Origin of the sequence: Natronococcus amylolyticus DSM 10524 (genome assembly GCF_000337675.1) — an archaeon.
Classification (GTDB): Archaea; Halobacteriota; Halobacteria; order Halobacteriales; family Natrialbaceae; genus Natronococcus; species Natronococcus amylolyticus.
In genome coordinates this window covers 57,400-76,525 of sequence record NZ_AOIB01000027.1, presented here as the reverse complement: position 1 = coordinate 76,525, position 19,126 = coordinate 57,400, and the positions used below count along the sequence as shown (strand labels likewise).

Here is a 19,126-nt window from a genome sequence, read left to right as displayed (position 1 = left end):
GCTGAAGACCCATGCTAACAATAATATCACACTGGCGTCCTCTTGCCTCCGATCCGAAAGGCGGTATTAGCTGTGACCCCGCTGACTGTAAGCTCTGTCTAGAACCGGACGAGAAGACGCCTACAGTGGTAATTGGCTGGGTTAGTGATTGGGGTGGATCCTATAATTCGGCCCTCCTAAGCGAATCATTCCACGCGAAATTAAATCGACCATACGCTAGACTCAACTAAAATGTCAAGAAGAGATCAGAAACCGAGCCAAGACCTTGCACAGAAGATTGACCTTACCCGCCGACAGTTGATGGGTACAATCGGCGGCCTAACTGGTGGAGCGGCTGCTGCCGGAGTAGTTGGTGCAACCAAGCGAGACAAGTTCGACGGTCCATTGTACTATACCGACTGGACCTGTCTCTACGAGCGAGACTCTGAGAAGGAAGATCAATCGAGTCATCCGGCCGAATCTCTTTACACACGTGAGGAGCTCGCCTCGGAACAGTACCAAACTGGATATCTTGCGCTCTCGAAGGAGAAGCAAGGCAAAATAGATCAAAAGTTCGTTAGTCAATACCCCAAAAAGGAGAAAGAACGAACTCGATCGCCGGAGCTCGACTTCCGCAAGTTCAAACCGGGCCAGACCGGTTCTCTCGAGTTCCGAACCCACATTCTCGAGCATCCGCTCGTTCTCAAACTCCGAGCGCGTGGCTACGAGAAGCAACGCTGGATGAACCACGTTCGCGCGACGCTTCGGTATGCGCCGTGTCCGGACGACTGTGAGGAAACGATCGCCGCGGGCTCTCTGTGTGATGTTTTAGAGGCGCTCGAAGAGGGTGTCGAGCTCGACGGAAACCGGAGTCACGGTGACCGCGGCGATTTCGAACCGAAGACGACCCACGAGTTCGAACTCGAGTGGGAAATTCCCAAAAGCTGTAAGCTCCCGGACGATCGAAAGCGCGTCAAACTCGACTTCGATGCAAAACCACGGCCGCCGGATACGGAACCTACGACACGGCGATTCACGGTTCACGCTATCGACGTCGAGATCACCTACAACTCCTTCGGAACGAACAACCCGATGGGTGCGATGTACGTCCTCGAGGAGAACCTCGAGGCCGTTCGTGAGGCAGAGGGTGTGAATCCGGGGACGGCTGGCGTCGATACGTCGGTGATCGAGCCGCTGGTGTTGCGTGCGAACGAGGGAGACACCGTAGAGATTGAGTTCGTCAACAGCCTCGGTCAACACCCCGAACGGGACGACTTCGAGGAGCGGCCGGCCTCGATCCACCCGACCGGCGTCTCCTACGAGGTCGACGATGCCGATGGGATGGCCGTCGGGTTCAACGAAAACACCGTGGTCGAGCCGGGCGAGTCGACTACTTACACCTGGTCGGCCGACGAGCAAGGCGCGTACTTCTTCCAGGATGGCGCGTATCAGGCCTGGGACAGTATCCCGGACGACGGCAACAACGAGGAAATCAACTCGATGGCCCGCGGACTGTTCGGTGCTATCGTCGTCGAACCGCCGGGTGCGACCTGGACGGATCCCTGCACGGGTGCCCCGCTTCGAAGCGGCGTTCGGGCCGATATCCACGTTCCGGACATGGCCGATCACCGAGAGTTCGTTCCGATCTACCATGATCACGGCCGGATTAGACCTGAAGGGTTGACCGTTCCCGGGACCGATATCGAGCAATCGCTGCACGCGATCAACTACCGTGCCGAACGGACGAGTGAACGAATCGGTGAGATGGACGGCCCACCGGGCTCGTTCTACAGCTCGTGGGTCCACGGCGACCCCGGCGGCGGCGACAACGTCTGGGAGGCCTACCAGGGTGACCCGGTCAAGTTCGTGATCGTCGGCGCAAATCCCGAGGAAAATCACGTCCACCACCTCCACGAACACCGCTGGAACCAGATCCCGTTCCGGGAGGACAGTGACACGCTCGACGCCCAAAATCTCGCGATGGGCGAGGGGTACCAGCAGTACCTCACTGTCGCGTCAGGTCCTCGTTCGTTCCGCCCAGATTTAGACGCTGAAGAGGCCTTCCAGGCCGGTGCCGGTGGACTCCACGGGAGTATTGGTGACTTCCTCTTCCACTGCCACATGTTCCCCCACTACGGCGAGGGGATGAACGGCTTCATGCGGGTCCACAACCAGCGCCAACTTCACCTCCAGCCGCTGGCGAACAACGAACCGGATCTCCCCATCGACTCGGATATTCTCGGGTTCCCCGCCTTCATCCCCGGAACAGAGGGCGAGATGCCGCTGAAGCCGCCGCTGTCCCAGCCAAACGATCCGCGGCAACCGGAGCCCGAGGAAGAGGCCGCGCTCCCCGCGCTCATCCCCGGCGCGCCGTACACTGATCCATGTGTCCCAGAGGACGTGGAGCCAGCGAATTCCGGTGTCAATCCCAACAGCGACAATCCGACGACGACCGAACCCGATCTCGTCTACGATATCGTCGTCCTGCCGACGCGGCTGGTCTACAATGACCACGGCGACTACGATCCCGACGGGAAGGTGTATGTCTTAGAAGAGGATGTCGACGCGGTCCTCGAGGGCGAGATGATGCCCGAACCCCTGTTCATCCGGGCGAACGTCGGCGACTGTATCGAACTTAACGTTCGAAACGAACTCGACAGGGGGAGTTCGATACACACTCACTTCGTTTCGTTCGACGTCCTCGCGTCGGACGGGTTCGCAAACGGCTACAACTACGATCAGGGAACCGATCCCGGCGACACGATGACCTACCGGTGGTTCGCTGACGAAGAGGGAACGATCTACTTCCACGACCACGTGACCGGAATCTCGGAGATCCAGCACGGTGAAATCGGCGCACTGCTCGTCGAACCCGAGGGCTCGGAGTGGCTCGACCCACATACTGGCGAACCGATCCGATCGGGCTCGCAGGCAATCATCGATCCGCCCGAAGAAGAGGCCTACCGCGAGTTCTGCCTTGCCTACCAGGACTTCGCGCCGCTGATCGACGGGGACGTCGAGGTAGACGAACAGCCCGACGATCCCGAAGACGACGCGTTCGTCAACCCCGACGAACAGCACGGCGTCAACGCAGGCGTCGGTGCGATCAACTACCGGAACGCGCCGTACTACCGCCGCGGCTCCGATCCCGATCCGGCATACGTTCACAGCTCGTTCGTCCACGGCGATCCCGAGACGCCAACACTGGAGGCCTACCCCGACGATAAGGTTCGGATCCGGCTCGTTCATGCCGTCTACGAGGAGCAACACAACTTCGATCTTCACGGCATTCTCCTCGATGACTTCGGCGTCGATCCGGGGCCGAACGAAGCGCAGATCACCGCTCCGTCCGAGGCATTCACGTTCGAACTCCGCGAGTCGGACACGATGGAATACGACCTGCAACCGAACGCCGCGGAGCTTCCGTTCCGAGACTACCTCTATGGCTCGATGATCTCCCACGACCTCTGGGACGGAATGTGGGGACTGTTCCGCGTGTTCGACGCCTCTGTTGACCACCTCTACCCGGTCCCGGGCACCGAGCCCCCGGAGGGGGAGATTACGGAAGATGAGCTACTCGAGATAGGCCATCCCGCACCACTCGACCGACGCTCCGAGCGGGGTCACGTCGCGAAGCACACCTTCGATGAGCCGACGACCACTCCGACGGCACCGCCGGACTGTGACCGCCGACTCGAGAACGTCGACGGCTCTCCGCCGCCCCAGGCGCCGGATCCGGGAGACCCGTGTCCGGACGACGCCCAAACGCGATCCTACGACGTGACGGCGTTCCGAACGCGAATCGACTTCAACGAGTACGGCGATCACGACCCCTGTGGGATCGTCTACGCGTTGGATGACCACGTCGACGCGATCGAAAGTGGCGACCGTCCGACGGAGCCACTCCTACTGCGTGCAAACGAGGACGACTGTATCGAACTCACGCTGACAAACGGGTTGTCCGAGGACAGAGCCACCCACGACGATCATCCGCGAATGCGGACACCGGTGGGCGATCTCCCGCCAGAGTGGGAGCCATCGGACCGTCTTTCGCTCCATCCAAAGCAGGTCAGCTACGACGTCAACGGGTCGGATGGTGCGACGGTTGGCTTCAATTACGACCAGACGATTGGGCCCGGCGAATCGATCACCTACCGATGGTTTGCCGAGGAGGAAGTCGGCACGACGATCCTCTGGGATCTAGCGGATATGCGGAGCAATCGCCACCACGGGGCGTTCGGTCAGCTAATTATCGAGCCCGCAGGCGCAGAATGGTTCGACCCGAGTGGCGAATCGACAATCACGAGTCGAGAGGCAATCATCCGAAATCCGAAAGGAAAGGACTTCCGTGAGTTCGCGCTCTCGATGAGCGATGCTCGGTACGTTATCAACGACGACGGAAGCTGCGTCGTTCCACGGAATCCGGACGATGACGACCAGGATCCCGATGCGGACTGTAACCAGCTCGGTGACGCCGAGGATCAGGGCTATATGGCCTTCAACAATCGATCGGAGCCGTTCCACCGCCGCTTTGAGGCGAACGATCCACGGCAGGAACGGGTCTACGACTCGACGATTCACGGTGATCCCGCAACACCGGTGTTCACTGCGAACGCTGGCGATCCGGTGCGATTCCGACTGAGCCAGACTGCTGATGCCTCTCGAGGGATTTCCTTCCACCTAGCGAATCACCGGTGGGAGCGCTTCGAGGACACGGCGGAGTCGCCACTGATCAGCGTCGATGGCCAGTACTCTCCCGGGAGAAGTTCGACGCTCGAACTCATCGGGGGTGCCGGTGGGTCGCTTGGCGATACTGGCGACTTCATCTTTAAGGAGATGAAAGAACGGCGGCGCCTCGAGTCGGGTGCATGGGGCATTCTCCGTGTCGGCAAGCCGTCTCGAAAAAAGAAAGGAGGGAAGAAAAACAAAAAGTGAGGCACTAATAGCAATATCACTTCTCAGAGACTGAGATCTTGTCTAATGCTGCACTGCAGATTTCCAGAATTCAGACAGCATAGCAGCAGGCAATAGGTGCTTTTCCCCGATTTCGATACGGATTGGTGGTCACGTTTAGAGAGTCCTCTATTCGTGAATTCCCATTACGGAGATCTGCTCTTGGTACCGTTTTCGGATGGTCACTTCAGTTACTTGAGAAACGTCAGCGACCTCTCGTTGGGTCCGTTTTTCATCACAAAAAAGCGCACTAATGTAGATTGCTGCAGCAGCGTATCCCGTTGGGGATTTCCCCGATAATATCCCCTTCTTAGCGGTCGTGTCGATAATTTCGCTGGCCTTCGCTTGAACCGTCGGAGAGAGCTCGAGTTCCGAACAAAACCGGGGAACGTATTGTTTCGGATCAACAGGTTTCGTTCCCAGCTCGAGTTCCTTCGCAATATATCGGTACGTCCGCCCAATCTCCTTACGATCAACGCGTGAAACCATCGCCACCTCTTCCAACGAGCGAGGCATTCCTTCCAGACGACAGGCCGCATACAGTGTTCCGGTAGCGACACCTTCGATCGAGCGGCCCTGGATTAAGTCCCTCTCAAGTGCGCGTCGGTAGAGGACACTTGCAACTTCTCGGACTGAGCGGGGAATACCGAGCCCAGAGGCCATCCGGTCTGTCTCAGAAAGAGCAAATTGTAGATTCCGTTCACCGGCATCACTCGTCCGGATCCGAGTTTGCCACTTTCGAAGCCGGTTCATCTGGCTACGCTTGTCTGCAGAAAGCGACCGGCCATGGGCGTCTTTATTTTTCCAATCAATCGACGTTGTCAACCCCTTGTCGTGCATAGTTCGTGTTGTTGGTGCACCCACGCGGGACTTCTTTTGTTGCTCCTGATGGGTGAAAGCACGCCAGTCCGGACCATGGTCAATCCGCTTTTCTTCAAGAAGTAAGCCACAGTCCTCGCAACTGAGCTCAGTCTCGTCTGGGCTTCTGAGAAGCGCCTGTGAATCGCATTCAGGGCAGGATTGGATGGTTGTACCCGTGTTTTCCTCTTGTTCCTGCTGATTGTCGCGTTCTTTCTGGCGAGCTGGGCGTACCATTGATCGAGTACAGAATCAGCATTAAGGTAGTTAATTACTGGGTGCCATGGTGAGGAACAGTCTTCTGTAGGAGAGGGTTGATAGAGCTGGCCGGTCCCGTTCAGGAGACCATCGCGGTGCTCGACTTACTCGGACTAACTGTTCTTCCGGAGCTATTCGAAGCTGAATACGTGGTTTTCAAAGGCTCAGTTGAGGAAAACAGATCGAAGCTGCTACTCGAAACAACCTATGTAGCCGCTGTGGAGCAATCCCGCAGCGGCATTTTTGCAATACTGGCTGAAAAAGACAAGCTCGACTATCCACAATCTGCTCAGTTAATAATGTCTGAAATTTCGAGCGAGACCCGTCGTCGTACGCTAGTTCTTTTTCTTTTCTTTTTTCTTCCCCTTGTCTTTCTTCTCCTTGCCCTTTCGTCCTTTGTCGTCCTTCTTTTTATCGCGTTTGCCGTCCTCTCCTTCGTCAACGTTGACTGCAGTGGCCTCGGTTAGCTGGATGTTTCGATTGGACTGGTAGTTCAGTTGCTCGGCCGTTGCCTTGCCGCAGTCGGCAGCGAAGGCGATCGCAGTGAACTGTTCATTGACGTTTAGCTGGTTGACGAACTGGAGCTGATTGATCTCGGCGGCAGCCGTCTGCTCGGTGGTGTCGCCGTTCTCATAGGCCAGCGCCCAGGACTCGTCGCCATTCGCGTCGGTGCCACTCAGTACTGAACACGCATCGCAATGCCCGTTCGACACATTCAGAGCTTCAGCAGAGGCCACTTGCGCGTTGAAGTTACCTTGGTAGCTCACCTGGCGAGCCGTCGCATTGCTTTTCTTGGTCGCAAGGGCAATCGCTGCGTTCTGCAGGCTGATGTTCTCCTGGCCAACGCGCTGAACCTGCGTGATATCCGCCGATGCGTCTTGGCTGTTGGACTGTTTGCTCCCGTCGTCCGTACGCTTCACCGCGTCTTTTGGGAGCTCACCGGTCATCTCGGCGCGGTCAATAACGTCCCTGGTCCCCATCGTATCGAAGTTGATCACCGTCGCCTCGGCAACCTGCTCATTCAGATTGAGCTGAGAACTCAGCTGGTAGGCTTCCGCGACGCTCTTCTTCCCAACCGCGATCGCGATGGCGACTCCCTGTTCGCTGACGTTCAGCTGGGAGACGTCTTGGGCCTGTTCAACCGACGCTTCGGCTTCTTGGCGGTCACCTTCGCCGATGTTCGCCGCGACGGCCTCCGCGTGCTGATAGTTCTGGTTGTCCTGCCAGCTCTGCTGGTAGGACCGAGCGCAGCTACCTTTCTCCGCGATGGCAACCGAAGCACTCTGACTGCTGTAGTTGAACTGGTCGACGGTCTGTTCCTGCTCGATCGTCGCGCTGGCAGACTGGTCGTTCTGATAGGTATCTTCTCTGGCGACCCAGCCGGAAAACGTCCGGCAGCCCGTCTCCTCGGCGAACACGATGTACGCGCGCTCAGGCTCATAGAACGTCTCGTCCCGCGTTTCCTCCTCCACGTTGATCGAGTCGGCGCCCCCTTCCTGCACATTGACGTTGTCCTGGTCGGCCTCTTGGACCGCTATCGCCTCACCGCCGTCAATAGCGATACTAATGGCGTTGCCCTGCTGAGTGACGTTGAGCTGGGAGACATCCTGGTACTGGACGACGTTTGCGAACGACTCCTGTGACCCACCGTTAATCTGTTCACGGTGGTCATCAACCCAGCCGCCGAGACCCTTCTCGTCAGCGTCGGCGCCAAAGACCAGATACAGCTCGTCGCCGTTTAAATCGTGAGTCTTTGGCTCCTCGTCTTTCTCCTTCTCGTCCTTCTTTTTGTCGTCCTTTTTTGAGTCCGCACGCGAGCGACTGGTCGCGACTGAAAGCATACCGACACCGGCACCACTAGCCGCGAGTCCTCTGAGGTAGCCTCGTCGCTTCATTGTTCCACGGTTCGTGTCTTTCTCTGCCATAGTGCACTCTGACCTACGAGAATTTCCTACTCTGTAATTAACCGACTTACAGAAATAATTGAATGTCTACCTAAGGTTTGAGGACCTGTAACCAACTCTGACAATCATATAGGGTCTATCATATGTTCAGAGATTCTCACCCTTTCAGCACTAAGGATATTATTTAAAACATATTTGGCTGAATATCTCGATTACTTGTAGGCTACGGCCCAGGGCAAAGTAGATCGACTCAAATCCAACATTAGATAGGTCAAGGTCATATTTTATTAGAGAACCTCTAAGAGTAGACTAGAAAAGATTTTAGTTTAGATGCATCAAATTCTACTCAATGCAATCCGATCTCAGTTCGAGTACAGTAGGTATCTCGCGTCGAGCCGTGCTCACGACGACTGCTGGCGTCACCGCAGCTGGGCTGGCCGGCTGTCTCGGTAATGATGACGGGTCAGAAGGGCAAGGGAATGATGACGACTACGGCAACCCTGATGTTTCCGATGAGTTTGTCTTCGCTATCGAGGCGCGAGATGATCCGGCAGACATCGAACGTGATTGGGAGCCCTTGGCCGAGTGGATCGAGTCTGAAACTGGTGTCCCGACCAGCATCGATACAGTTCCCGACGACGGCGCAGCTATCGGAGCGCTTGCGACAGGACAAGCTCACGCCTCGTATCTAAGTGGCGGTCCCTCATGGGTCGGGTGGAACGAGCACGGTTTTGAAACGCTCGCAGTCGAGGCTGACGAGGATGGGCAGCCGTATTACGTTGCGGCGGCCTACACCCGTTCTGACACCGGCATCGAAACGATGCGCGATGCGGAAGGCGTTGACAGCGCCCACACGGGAGATTTGACAGGTGCAGGCATGCTGGTTCCGACTGCGTATCTCGCCGAAGAGGGGCTGGTAGAATTCGACGATGACGATGACGTGACAGCGATTCATGAGGCCGTTGAGGAGTACTTCGGCAATCCAGTCGTTGGTGGAGGATACGTCGGTGCGCTCCAGGCGCTCTCCGAGGAACAAGCAGATATCGCGTTCGGACGAGCCACCACGCCGGAAGAGTACTGTGGCGGCGACGATGCGGAGGAGTGGTGCCTGGATCTGGACGAATATGAGATCGTCGAGGAATTCACGCAGGTGCCGAGCCATCCAGTGCTGGCCAGCTTGGAGGCAACCGATGCGGAGAAAGAACTGCTGGAAGAGGCACTCCTCGCGCTCAACGACGACCCAGATGGTCAGGAAATCCTCGAAGACGTCTTCGATGTCCACGAACTCCAAGAAGCGACATCGGAAGAGCATCTTGGTCCGTACGGCGAGCTGATCTCGAACCTGCCCGGCATTGAAGATCACCTGATCGAGTAGAACAATGACATCGGTATCGACCTGTAAACCAAAACGCTGCTGTGAAATTACTGTGACTCGATCATCACCACCGATCCGCTGTCGAGGGCTCTCCGTTGGATACAACGAGGACCCCGTCCTCGAAAACCTCTCGTTTACGGTTGGGAACGGCTCTACAGTAGCGCTCGTTGGCCGGAGCGGCTGTGGCAAGACGACGCTTCTCAAGACTCTCGCCGGGATTCTCGACCCACTCGACGGTGAAGCCACTGTCCTCAGCACCAGTCTGCCGCAGTCCCCGTCGCCTGGTGAGTTGGGATACATTCCACAAAGCCTGGGGCTTGTGATGCACGAAACGGTCCTCACGAACGTTCTTCATGGCAGGCTCTCAGATCTCGGGAGGATGCGAAGCCTGCTCGGACGCTTCCCGGCGGATGCTAAAACCGATGCACGTGAAGCGCTCGAACGGGTCGGCCTCGATGGGTACGAACAGAGCCGGGTAAAAGAACTGTCGGGTGGGCAACGGCGACGCGTGGCCATCGCTCGTGCCTTCGTCCAAGAACCTCGCGTGTTGCTGGCCGACGAGATGCTCTCCGAACTCGATGGAGAGACCGCTCAGTCAATTGTCGACTGTCTCATCACACTCCAGCAGGAAACGGGAATGTCCGTGGTCATCGTCGAACACAACCTCGAGATGGCAAAGGACATCTCGGATACAGTTCTCAGGCTGGGGGCCGGAGGAATCGAAGATCGAATAGAATCTGAGAGTGCATGCGAGCCGGTACCACGACAGAGCCATGAGTAATGTAGATCGGACAACCTCCGCCGCGTCGTTTCGAACTCACCTCAAAACGTTCGGTAGACCCCTGCTCTTCATCCTTGTCTTCGTTCTGGCGGTCTGGAGCATCTGGATACTGGAACTCCATCAGACCGACTTCTCGGGCGGCGCTGATGGCCTGACTTTCCTGTATGGGGCTGCGATCCCGCCGGAAATGAGCGTGCTGGAGGTCGGGCTCCGAGGGCTTCTTGAGACACTGTATATCGCATACGTGGGGACACTGTTTGGGGTTCTCCTGAGCTTGCCAGTGAGTTTAGTCGCGAGTCGGAACCTTTTCCCGTGGTATCTCACCCTCCCTGCACGGTGGTTTCTGGCAATGCTTCGCGTCCTCCCAAGCATCCTGTGGGCAGTGATCTTTGTCATCCTCATCGGGACGGGACCAGCAGCAGGCGTGTTTGCGATTACGCTGTACACGATTGGGTTTATAGGAAAGCTTGAGTATGAGGCGTTTGAAGGGCTCGATAACGAGCCTATAGAAGCGGTCTCTTCCTTAGGTGCGACTCGGCTTCAAGTACTCCGTTTTGTAGTGCTCCCCCAGGCAATTAACTCTCTGATCAGTCAAACAATGTTCATGTTCGAGTACAATGTGCGGCATGCCGCCGCAATCGGGATTGTTGGCGCGGGCGGCATCGGGTACTACATTATGGGATACCTCGACTTCCTGCAATACGATAGGGTGGTTGTGCTGCTTGCAATCGTGTTTCTGACGGTGTTAGTTATCGACGAATTCAGCTACCGGTTACGCTCGTTTTTTCTTGGCGACATGAGTACGAGCATCAGCAAATAATACTTCCTGTAACCCGTATATTGGCTTGACAGGGTTTCAAGGATTTTGGCCTACAGTGCTCCATCTTTAACCTGTACTAAGTAGAGTAGAGGGGCAGACGGAAAACCCATCTATGCCGGTAGTGCAACCCCTAGGGTTCCCGTGACACCTGATTTCCCCTGTTCGTAGGAGTTAGCGGAACCCTCGTTGTAACACTAACACAGCAAGTTCTTAATCAAACAATTCGGCAGCGTATTGATTCTCCCAGTCGTTGCGAGCCTCGAGTTCACGCTGTCCACGCTGAGTGAGGGAGTAGACGTTCGTCCGGCGGTCGAGTTGCCCTTTATCGATTAGCCCTTTCTCGACGATCGTATCCAGGTTCGGATACAGACGACCGTGGTGGACCTCTTTTTCATAATAGTCCTCGAGTTCCTCTTTGATCGCGAGTCCATGTGGTTCATCCAGGCCAGCAACAACATAGAGCAGATCGCGCTGGAAAGCGGTCAGATCATACATATCGGACTCTTGCCCGCTGGGAGTTTAAATGGGTCGAAGATTATCTCCCGAAGATCAGTTCCAGGGAACACAGCAAGGGCTGTCATAGAACGAACCGCGTCCTGATTGTGTTGGCCCCGGTGAGCGATACATATAGGGAGCACACGTACCGTGATGAGTGACGACACATATGAAATCCGCCAGAAGACCGGTGAAACATGCAGAGAATCGATGCAGCAAATCAACCTCATTTGTTTCAATCAAGCCACGCCGAATCAGCCGTTCAGTTGACCTGCGAATATAACGATACGCTTCTAATTGTTGACCGAGGTTCTCCATTCATTGATTATAGTTGGAATGATGATTCCAACACCAATGAGGATGGCTAATCCAATGATGGTATCCTCGGTAACGGCCATTGAACCGTACCAGAGGGCGACTGCAAGAACCACGAAGACAGCCACAATTTGTGTGTCCTTACTAACCATACGCGAAAATATTTTCCAGCCGACATATAGCTTTCGCTCCTTGTATCGACTCTACTTAGCGATCACTCACCCTAACAAATCTCGTTTCAGTCTGTGCCACATTCGCGCATTCCATCTTGCATGCCAGTAGGAATACTACTCTTACCTGGTAATTTCTTCGTCGATCAGTTCGCATCTGCACGTAACGGATCGGCCAATTCAATTCCAAGCATGATCTGAATAAGGAAATTGTGCTACTATCTACTGATAGTATCCAACGAAACTTCTCACCTAACTGGCGTCCGGTCCGAGAGAAGAGAGACGATTTGATGTAAAGATAACCACCCATACTACAAAGGTTCCTTAACATTTATGTGCTGATAGAATAAGAACAGAATATGGTGGAGAATCCGCGACAAGCATACGGTGCCCTGCTCGTTATGGTGGTTGCTGCTATCAGCGGTATTATCATTGCATCAGGCTTCGTTGCTCCGGATAGGGTCATGCAAGGAAATGGTGTCTGGATATATCTTAGCGCAGTCGGTGTAATGATTGGCTGTGCGATCATTAGCTGGCTTACTGATCTGCCTGGTATCCTCTTTCGTGAGTTCGGTTCTGGTGGAGGTGAGTACTAATGAGCAGTTGGTTGCCACTGAAGTACAATCTCCTGTTGTTCCTTGCTTCCGCACTTCTATTGCCGGTATTGGGTATGATTATAGGAAGTCCGTTCGCCAATCCCACCGTTACAGGTCTCTTAGTGACACCTGCTGCAGTCGTTCTGGGAGGAAATCTAGGCTACTACGTCCAGACGCAGAAGGGAACATCTGGTGTGGTTGACGAACGCGACGTTCAGAATATCGATCTCGCTTTCACTGGCACTGGAATCACGTTGTTAGTCTCAATTGTTGTGATCTACACGGGCTACGCAGCAACAGATAGTGTAGCGCCGACTGAACTTGATTACCTTGCGTTGATCGCGATCATGACGGTATTTGTAATACTTGGAGGGACAGAGATCCACCAACGGTTGTAACGCACTGATGGACAACAATCTCCGGGTCAAACGTGCCGAAGAGGAAATCACCCAGCAAGAACTCGCTGCAGCTGTTGATGTAAGTCGGCAGACGATCTACGCGATCGAGAAGTCGAAATATAACCCATCACTGGAATTAGCGTTCAAACTTGCCCGATATTTCGACTGCTCGATTGAGGACCTCTTTGAACCCGAGTTTTGAGAGGTGCTGACCGCACACCACAAAAACGATTTTGGCCACTAGTCTCAATGACTTTTCCGGAATTGATGTGAAGTTGCTTATCCACTCTGGTTGTGAATCCGTGGGACAACCGACTTCTCTGTTCGCTAGCATTCTGCGCAACTCGGGGCGCTAATGCAGGCATAGGTTGTCGCTCGAATCACGTCCTGCTTCTAGATATTTGCTAGCGTTACGTGGAGGTGAAGCACATATCGTTCAGCCTGAAAATAGCTCACCTGAGGGGAGAAATATGTTTGTGTCAGTAGGACGAACTGGTGGATGAACAAACATGACCTCACTCCTCAGATCCAGCAAGAACACAAATTTCGGGCAGTTTCGCACAGCAGCCCTCCTCGGAATTATTTCGATTCCATTTACTTTCGGGGTTAATTGGGTACTCACGCCTGATCCCGTTCAAGCAATGCCATTGTTCGTTGTATGCATAATTTCAGGGTATCTATACCAGTCACAGCCAATCAAAGGAACCCATGCAGGCATGGTAACCGGGCTAACTGGAGGAATCCCTATTCTCTTCTGGCAGAGTGGAGCGACAGTCGTTGACTGGTGGGGCCATTCAATCCTTGTGGATGCTGTCGGTGACTCTTGGCTGATGGTCGTCTCTTCAGTTGGGGCGGGTGTGGTCACCTTCGGCATTCTGACGGTTGTAATGGTGGTAATCGGATCAATCGGTGGTTTCATTGGCGAGTGGATTAACAATCGAATTGATCGAACGCACCCGCTCGGATCAGAAGCATAGTCGTTTCTGAGGAGGTCATAATCTACCTGCGAATTGATTTCATCCTTTCCCTCGAAAATCGCGCGTAGATTGGTGGTTATAGTGCGTCAGAGACTCCCTTTCTCTCACTTTCCCCCGAGAGTTGGAGGTAAGCGTCTGCCAGCAGGCCATAGATGAAAATGAACAGGACAGCGTTCACAAGAATAGAGAGAAGGTCACCAGCAACAGGCACGCCGATCAGTTCGAAGATTGCCCCGATCATCCCGATACTGGCACCGATAGCTCCGAGGAAGACCACGACCACAGCCAATTTAAGACGATTCCCTCGTGAGAGATCCCAGCTTTCTCTGAGGCTGGCGATGACGCCACGATCCTCAACGCCAATCACGAACAGGAAGAACAGGAAACAAACCGAGAGGAAGATCCCTGGTATAATCAATAAGAAGAACCCGATCATAATCGAGACGAATACGATAATTCCTGCAACGATCATTGAAAGCGTGGCTCGCCCGATTCGCCGGCTGTAAAGTTCGCTTGGGATCGACGACAGCTTGTGTGCTGGGCGAGCGAAAGCTCGCGCAACGACCACGAAGTACACAGCCATTACTAGATACGTCCCGAGGAGCAAGATGCCGGCGACCGAACCCGAAATCGGTAAAATAAGTCCGAACTGTTCCATCGCTTCAGGTGGGGCAACAGATGCCAGAAGGGTGTTGAACGACGCGATCGTTAGCAACTGCAGGACGATTAATACACCGAACAGTATGCCACCAGTTCGGGTCGTTGCCCGATCGATTCCGCCACGTACTGCATTCGTTAAGTGGAGGGACACGATATCAAATCACCAACTATTTCATTTAAACTTTTATACTGTCCTGAATCGGACACCTACTGTCGGCCTGGTTCACTGAAAGGGGTAATGGAAAACAGATCTATGAAAATCGATCCATGGAACCCTCTCTTACAGGTTATCGAGGGATCAAATGGCTATAGATTTGATCCGTGGTTTGTCTATTCGCGTGACGGAGTCGAAGTTGTACGTCCTCGAGCCGACCACCGTCGATCTGGATGATTCGATACGCCACAGAGTGCCGAAGCGTGTGCGGAGTAGCGTCCGTCGGCTCTCCTATACCGCCATCTGCGAGCAGCGGCCGCACGTTCGCTTCGACAGCGAGTTTTTCTATGAGCCGCTGTAGGGATCGTGTCGTGATCCGGTCGCTTGAGCGGGTAGGAAAGAGGGCAGGAGTATCCTTCCATCGGTCCCGAAGATATCGATGGAGTAGTCGAACCGTCTCAGGCTTGAGTTCGAGAGTCGCTGGCGGTGGTGAGCCTTTTTGGATCGCACTCGGAAGATAGACGGTTCCGTTTTCGAGATTGAGGTGATTTACTTCGAGAGCGCACAGCTCGCCGGCGCGAAGGCCAGCATCATAGAGCAGTGCGACGATCGTCTCATTCCGGTCCTGAAGGTAGGGTGCGACGGCGTCAGATAGGCAGACATCTCGAAGCCGTTCAACCTGATTCGGCTTGAGCCACGTTCGGGCCCGGCTGAACTCATCAGAGTGCTCAACGTCGGGATTGCTTGGCATGGATTCTATGAGTGACGTAGTTTATAAGCGAGATGGGTAAATTGGTCGGTCAACGTCGCAGTTTGTGGTGAACTACGACGCTCGTCTGAAGGTATAACACACAACATTGGTGTCGACGCTTTACCAGAGACAGGGGCTTCTCTGGATTCCGTTACATGCAGCATGCGTACTGACCGCTGGAGTACCTGCCAATTCCATATGATGCTTGTAGCGCCGTGCGAGATACACAGCGCAGGTCGACGAGTACATGTTCTTCGCCTTACCAGCATACCGAGATCAAAAGACCACAGGGACGAACATGTTTTTCCCGATAGGGCTGCAATAATAGCGCATAAGTCCTATAGAAGGGCTTCACCACAACACTTATGATATGAGCTATTCAATCAGGGATCGAGAATGGGCAACGACAAGACTGCTGACTCGCTTGTGATCCGCGATTGCAACTTCACAAATCAAAACTGGGAGAGCGAAGCCAAAGAAATGGAGGAAGAATGGGATGCACAAACCACGTTCGTAGATTGGGCTGAAAACCATCAATTCTCGAGGACTACGTACCAAAAAATCTACAAAAGGCACATGGGGATTCCACCAGAGGAGTTCAATGATGGGCTCGACGATGAACGCACAATCGGCCAGATTAAAGCTGCACACGGGAAGCTGAAGACGTATTATGAGGATCGCGAGGAGGGCGAAATTGATTCGTCTCTGCCCTATATCGTTGACCTCTCCGAGAGCGACGACAGTCGCGAATCCGTGCCGGAGCTGCGGGAAACAAGCCAAAACGTCGTTTCATTCGAACGCGCAGTAGAGATGGCTATAGACTGTTACCGAATGGGGCTGGCAGACGGCAGAAATCTATAGTCGAATTCACCTCAAGTCGAATCAGTCGAGTCGTCTACTACGATTTTATGATTTATAAGCTGGTCGTCACTCCTCGTCGCCATTTTTCGATCGCGACGCGCCTGCCGGCCGGCCGGTGTGTCGGGCCAGTCATCGCGCTGGTACTCGCCGGCGTGCTCGGTGTCGATATGCTCGGTAAACTCTTTTATCGCCCCGAACGTCCTCGAGCAGTCGGGTGACGGACACTCATAGATCCTGACGTCGTCAGTCATGGAACGAGCTACTGACGCCGTCCGGAAAAATCCCTACGGGTTCTATAATCTTAACCAACATCGGCCGATAGACGCCTCAGCGTTGGTTAAGTCGGATCACTCCTCGAGCTCGTCGTCATCGCCGCGACCACCGTCGACAGGGACGCCGGTAAGCCACCACTTCGCTCGAGTGAGGACACCAGCTTGATCAACCATACGTTCGCGGCGTTCGCGATAGCACTCGAGCTCTCGCTGTTCGTCGACGTACTCGACTAACTCAGTGACCTCGTCAATACGACTGTTCGTAGCCGCGAGTTGCCGCTGTAAGCGATCACGCTCGTTCTGGAGTTCGTCCACCCGCTCTGTGAGGCGTTCATACTCAGTGATGAAAATTCTCACTCATAGTGCTCCCCCGCGCCGACGGTACGGCTGTGGATAGATTCGACCTCACCATGACGGATCACCGTGTTCTCGTAGACCTCCGTCTCGATCTCGGCCTCGAGGTGCTGTCAGTTCCCCTCAATCCTCTCGTTGAGTGACTTGACGAATGTCCCGAGTACCTCGCTCCAGGGGCCTTCGAGCTCCTCGTAGACCCCAGAGTGTTCCTCGAGTCACGCTAGACGTTCGTGTCATCAAGCGTGTCGAGGGCCGTCTTGAACTGCTCGATAGAACAACCCTCCGTGTTCGCGAGGACCGTCTGCTGGCGAGTCTCCTCGAGCTGGTTGTGATCGTCGTTAGTTATGGAACTCGCACCCGAGTCGGCTTGCCGCGTCTTCGACTGCGCCCCACTCGCGATTCTCCAAGGCGCGCTTGAGGTCGTCGCAGACGGAGTCGGTGTCGACAGTGGTTCCGGACTGCTCGCGAAGCCGATCAACCTCGCGCTCAAGATCGCGGTTGCGCGCCTCAAGCTCCTGGACGTATTCCTCCGAGTGAGACGGATCAGGTTCGGTGTCGTCACATGGGTCGTCGACGAGTTGGTACAGTCCGCCGCCGATTCCCTCAACATGATCGTGGCTCGCGAGGTGTGTCATTCGGTTGCGGACATTCCCACTCGAGTAGCTGTGTTTCTCAGCTACAAACGCAGGTGTACATCGACCATTGCGGAGCTCATCTAGAATCGCACGATCTGTTGGGTTTAGATCGCCAGTCTCGAGAGTCACGTTGCCAGTTACTGCACTCATCACAGCCGTAAATATGACGCTTCGTAACATGAGTATTACGATCAGTATCAACGAATTGCGATTCGAATAAACGAATCGTAATAATTAAGGTGCTGGCCGATATACTGTAGAATAGAGATCGAGGAAGCCGGGAAAATCTCGGCCGGGCGGTGCAACGCCCGACCTCGGTCTTAGCACAAGACCAATGACGACTATCACCCAACCGAAGGAAAGCGTTGCGGACACGGTCGACTCCCTCGCGGCGAAGATCGGCTTCGTCGTCGGCGTTGACGAGGAGAACTGCGCGCACATTCACTACCCTGCCCAGGCCACCGTCAAAGTCTACGACGTCGGCCCAGACTACGAGGTCGGCGACTACGTTGACAGCGATCCCGAGCACGTCGAGCAGTTCGAGGGACGGCCACTCGCCGCCTGGATGGAGTTCGTTCAGGATCGCCGCGGCTGGTTAGAGACCACCCACCGCGCGCCGGAGGGGTTCTGATGTTTGGCGGGCCCGACAAGGACCGCGAGATCGAGCCGATGTACCAGACGCAAGATCTCGAGACCGTCGCCGAGCGCGCCGAAGCACTCGAGACCGCCGGCGCTCGCAATCAACGCTTGCTCGCCGAAGCGCGGGCGGTCGCCGATCCAGACGAGATCCCGGACGACAGCGAAATTATCGAGGTTGACGAACGCCAGGAGGCCACGAGCTAATGGCGACCGCGAAACACACGCCGGTCGGCATTGACGAGGCGACGCTCACCCGCGATCGCCGCGGTGCCGAGCAGCCAATGGGAATCTGGCCTATCTCTCCCGGCATGTGGAAGGTCGGTACCGGCTCAAACGACTACTCGGAATACACGGTCGACCTACAGGAAGGGCGGTGTACCTGCTCGGATTGGCAGTACCGTGGCGAGCCCGGCAGTGGAGAGATCAACCGCTGTAAGCACGCGGCGAGAGTCCTCATGGCCCTCGAGCGCATCCACCCGCCGGCGGATGCGGACGTTGATCAGACGCTAGTCGCCCAACGAAAGCGGTGGTCGCGATGAACGCTGTCCGGGAACAGACGGTTGCGTGGACCGGTACCGATGGCGTCCGTCGGAAGTTCGTGTTTGAACCCGACGAGGCGGGCGAGTACTGGCGTGTCGAGTACGAGCAACTCGGCGAGACGTGGCGGCAGGTCGGCCGCGAGCCCGTTGAGGACGTTGCGATCGACACTGGCAGCGAGACCACCACCGGAAACCCGGTGTCTTTCTACCGCGGACCGTAGACTGCCACTGTAACGCTCTTTTCCGTTGGTTTTTGTGAGCACTCTCGAGTGCTGTCGTATTAACCAACGCTCGGAGTGGCTGTTCGGGTGGCGTTGGTTAAGACTAATCAGGCCCGATAGCATGTCGGCACTAATGAAAGATCGGTACGATTAACTGCATA

General features: G+C 55.2%; 21 protein-coding genes. 14 read left to right on the top strand and 7 right to left on the bottom strand.

Annotated features, from left to right (window positions below; all coding sequences use genetic code 11):
- Positions 1-720 precede the first annotated feature (720 nt).
- Positions 721-4,914 carry a multicopper oxidase domain-containing protein gene (locus tag C491_RS13095; protein ID WP_005557026.1) on the top strand — a complete coding sequence of 1,398 codons (4,194 nt, stop codon included), beginning with the start codon at positions 721-723 and terminating at the stop codon, positions 4,912-4,914.
- 147 nt (positions 4,915-5,061) lie between these two features.
- On the opposite strand, the gene C491_RS13090 is transcribed toward C491_RS13095, so the two are convergent.
- Positions 5,062-6,027, bottom strand: a complete 966-nt coding sequence (locus C491_RS13090; protein WP_005557024.1) for a transcription initiation factor IIB — start codon at positions 6,025-6,027, stop codon at positions 5,062-5,064.
- A 356-nt stretch (positions 6,028-6,383) separates the two neighbouring features.
- Positions 6,384-7,973, bottom strand: a complete 1,590-nt coding sequence (locus C491_RS13085) for a hypothetical protein (RefSeq protein WP_049891875.1) — start codon at positions 7,971-7,973, stop codon at positions 6,384-6,386.
- Between the two features lie 328 nt (positions 7,974-8,301).
- On the opposite strand from C491_RS13085, the gene C491_RS13080 reads away from it, so the two are divergent.
- The 3 genes from C491_RS13080 to phnE are packed head-to-tail and all read left to right on the top strand — an operon-like array spanning position 8,302 to position 10,928.
- The gene (locus C491_RS13080; RefSeq protein ID WP_083909312.1) at positions 8,302-9,327 is read left to right on the top strand and encodes a phosphate/phosphite/phosphonate ABC transporter substrate-binding protein; all 1,026 of its coding nucleotides are present in this window, start codon (positions 8,302-8,304) and stop codon (positions 9,325-9,327) included.
- Positions 9,328-9,379: 52 nt separating this feature from the next.
- Positions 9,380-10,108, top strand: coding sequence for a phosphonate ABC transporter ATP-binding protein (locus tag C491_RS13075; RefSeq protein WP_049891873.1), 729 nt, complete (start codon positions 9,380-9,382; stop codon positions 10,106-10,108).
- On the top strand, positions 10,101-10,928 hold the full coding sequence (gene phnE / locus C491_RS13070; protein ID WP_005557018.1) for a phosphonate ABC transporter, permease protein PhnE: 828 nt from the start codon (positions 10,101-10,103) through the stop codon (positions 10,926-10,928). Before C491_RS13075 ends, phnE begins: the two co-directional genes overlap by 8 nt.
- A 210-nt stretch (positions 10,929-11,138) precedes the next feature.
- Here phnE and C491_RS13065 read toward each other — a convergent pair whose 3' ends face one another.
- Positions 11,139-11,423, bottom strand: coding sequence for a PadR family transcriptional regulator (locus C491_RS13065; protein WP_005557016.1), 285 nt, complete (start codon positions 11,421-11,423; stop codon positions 11,139-11,141).
- Positions 11,424-11,716: 293 nt separating this feature from the next.
- On the bottom strand, positions 11,717-11,890 hold the full coding sequence (locus C491_RS23275) for a hypothetical protein (RefSeq protein ID WP_005557015.1): 174 nt from the start codon (positions 11,888-11,890) through the stop codon (positions 11,717-11,719).
- A 377-nt stretch (positions 11,891-12,267) separates the two neighbouring features.
- Here C491_RS23275 and C491_RS21545 point away from each other — a divergent pair, with 377 nt between their 5' ends.
- The 4 genes from C491_RS21545 to C491_RS21540 all read left to right on the top strand — a co-directional run bounded on the left by C491_RS21545 (position 12,268) and on the right by C491_RS21540 (position 13,879).
- Positions 12,268-12,504: a hypothetical protein gene (locus tag C491_RS21545; protein ID WP_083909311.1), complete on the top strand. Its 237-nt coding sequence runs from the start codon at positions 12,268-12,270 to the stop codon at positions 12,502-12,504.
- Entirely contained in the window at positions 12,504-12,902 is a 399-nt protein-coding gene (locus C491_RS13060; RefSeq protein ID WP_005557013.1) for a hypothetical protein, read from the top strand. Before C491_RS21545 ends, C491_RS13060 begins: the two co-directional genes overlap by 1 nt.
- A 7-nt stretch (positions 12,903-12,909) precedes the next feature.
- Positions 12,910-13,104 (top strand): helix-turn-helix transcriptional regulator, encoded by a 195-nt coding sequence (locus C491_RS13055; protein WP_005557011.1) that lies wholly within the window; start codon positions 12,910-12,912, stop codon positions 13,102-13,104.
- 307 nt (positions 13,105-13,411) lie between these two features.
- Positions 13,412-13,879 (top strand): DUF5518 domain-containing protein, encoded by a 468-nt coding sequence (locus C491_RS21540; RefSeq protein ID WP_005557008.1) that lies wholly within the window; start codon positions 13,412-13,414, stop codon positions 13,877-13,879.
- A 76-nt stretch (positions 13,880-13,955) separates the two neighbouring features.
- Here C491_RS21540 and C491_RS13050 read toward each other — a convergent pair whose 3' ends face one another.
- On the bottom strand, positions 13,956-14,690 hold the full coding sequence (locus tag C491_RS13050) for a hypothetical protein (RefSeq protein ID WP_152421318.1): 735 nt from the start codon (positions 14,688-14,690) through the stop codon (positions 13,956-13,958).
- A gap of 136 nt (positions 14,691-14,826) precedes the next feature.
- Positions 14,827-15,444, bottom strand: coding sequence for a tyrosine-type recombinase/integrase (locus tag C491_RS21535; RefSeq protein WP_005557004.1), 618 nt, complete (start codon positions 15,442-15,444; stop codon positions 14,827-14,829).
- 396 nt (positions 15,445-15,840) lie between these two features.
- Here C491_RS21535 and C491_RS13040 point away from each other — a divergent pair, with 396 nt between their 5' ends.
- Entirely contained in the window at positions 15,841-16,305 is a 465-nt protein-coding gene (locus C491_RS13040; RefSeq protein ID WP_005557002.1) for a hypothetical protein, read from the top strand.
- A gap of 11 nt (positions 16,306-16,316) precedes the next feature.
- On the opposite strand, the gene C491_RS13035 is transcribed toward C491_RS13040, so the two are convergent.
- Complete coding sequence (locus C491_RS13035) at positions 16,317-16,556, bottom strand: hypothetical protein (protein ID WP_005557000.1); 240 nt, start codon at positions 16,554-16,556, stop codon at positions 16,317-16,319.
- A 719-nt stretch (positions 16,557-17,275) separates the two neighbouring features.
- Between C491_RS13035 and C491_RS22945 the strand changes: the two genes are divergently transcribed.
- From C491_RS22945 to C491_RS13005, 5 genes are all read left to right on the top strand, one after another.
- Positions 17,276-17,650: a hypothetical protein gene (locus tag C491_RS22945; RefSeq protein WP_005556997.1), complete on the top strand. Its 375-nt coding sequence runs from the start codon at positions 17,276-17,278 to the stop codon at positions 17,648-17,650.
- A gap of 250 nt (positions 17,651-17,900) precedes the next feature.
- Positions 17,901-18,197, top strand: a complete 297-nt coding sequence (locus C491_RS13020; RefSeq protein WP_005556995.1) for a hypothetical protein — start codon at positions 17,901-17,903, stop codon at positions 18,195-18,197.
- The gene (locus C491_RS13015; protein ID WP_005556994.1) at positions 18,197-18,409 is read left to right on the top strand and encodes a hypothetical protein; all 213 of its coding nucleotides are present in this window, start codon (positions 18,197-18,199) and stop codon (positions 18,407-18,409) included. Before C491_RS13020 ends, C491_RS13015 begins: the two co-directional genes overlap by 1 nt.
- Positions 18,409-18,744: an SWIM zinc finger family protein gene (locus tag C491_RS13010; RefSeq protein ID WP_005556992.1), complete on the top strand. Its 336-nt coding sequence runs from the start codon at positions 18,409-18,411 to the stop codon at positions 18,742-18,744. Before C491_RS13015 ends, C491_RS13010 begins: the two co-directional genes overlap by 1 nt.
- On the top strand, positions 18,741-18,965 hold the full coding sequence (locus C491_RS13005) for a hypothetical protein (RefSeq protein WP_152421316.1): 225 nt from the start codon (positions 18,741-18,743) through the stop codon (positions 18,963-18,965). Before C491_RS13010 ends, C491_RS13005 begins: the two co-directional genes overlap by 4 nt.
- The last annotated feature ends 161 nt before the right edge of the window (positions 18,966-19,126 follow it).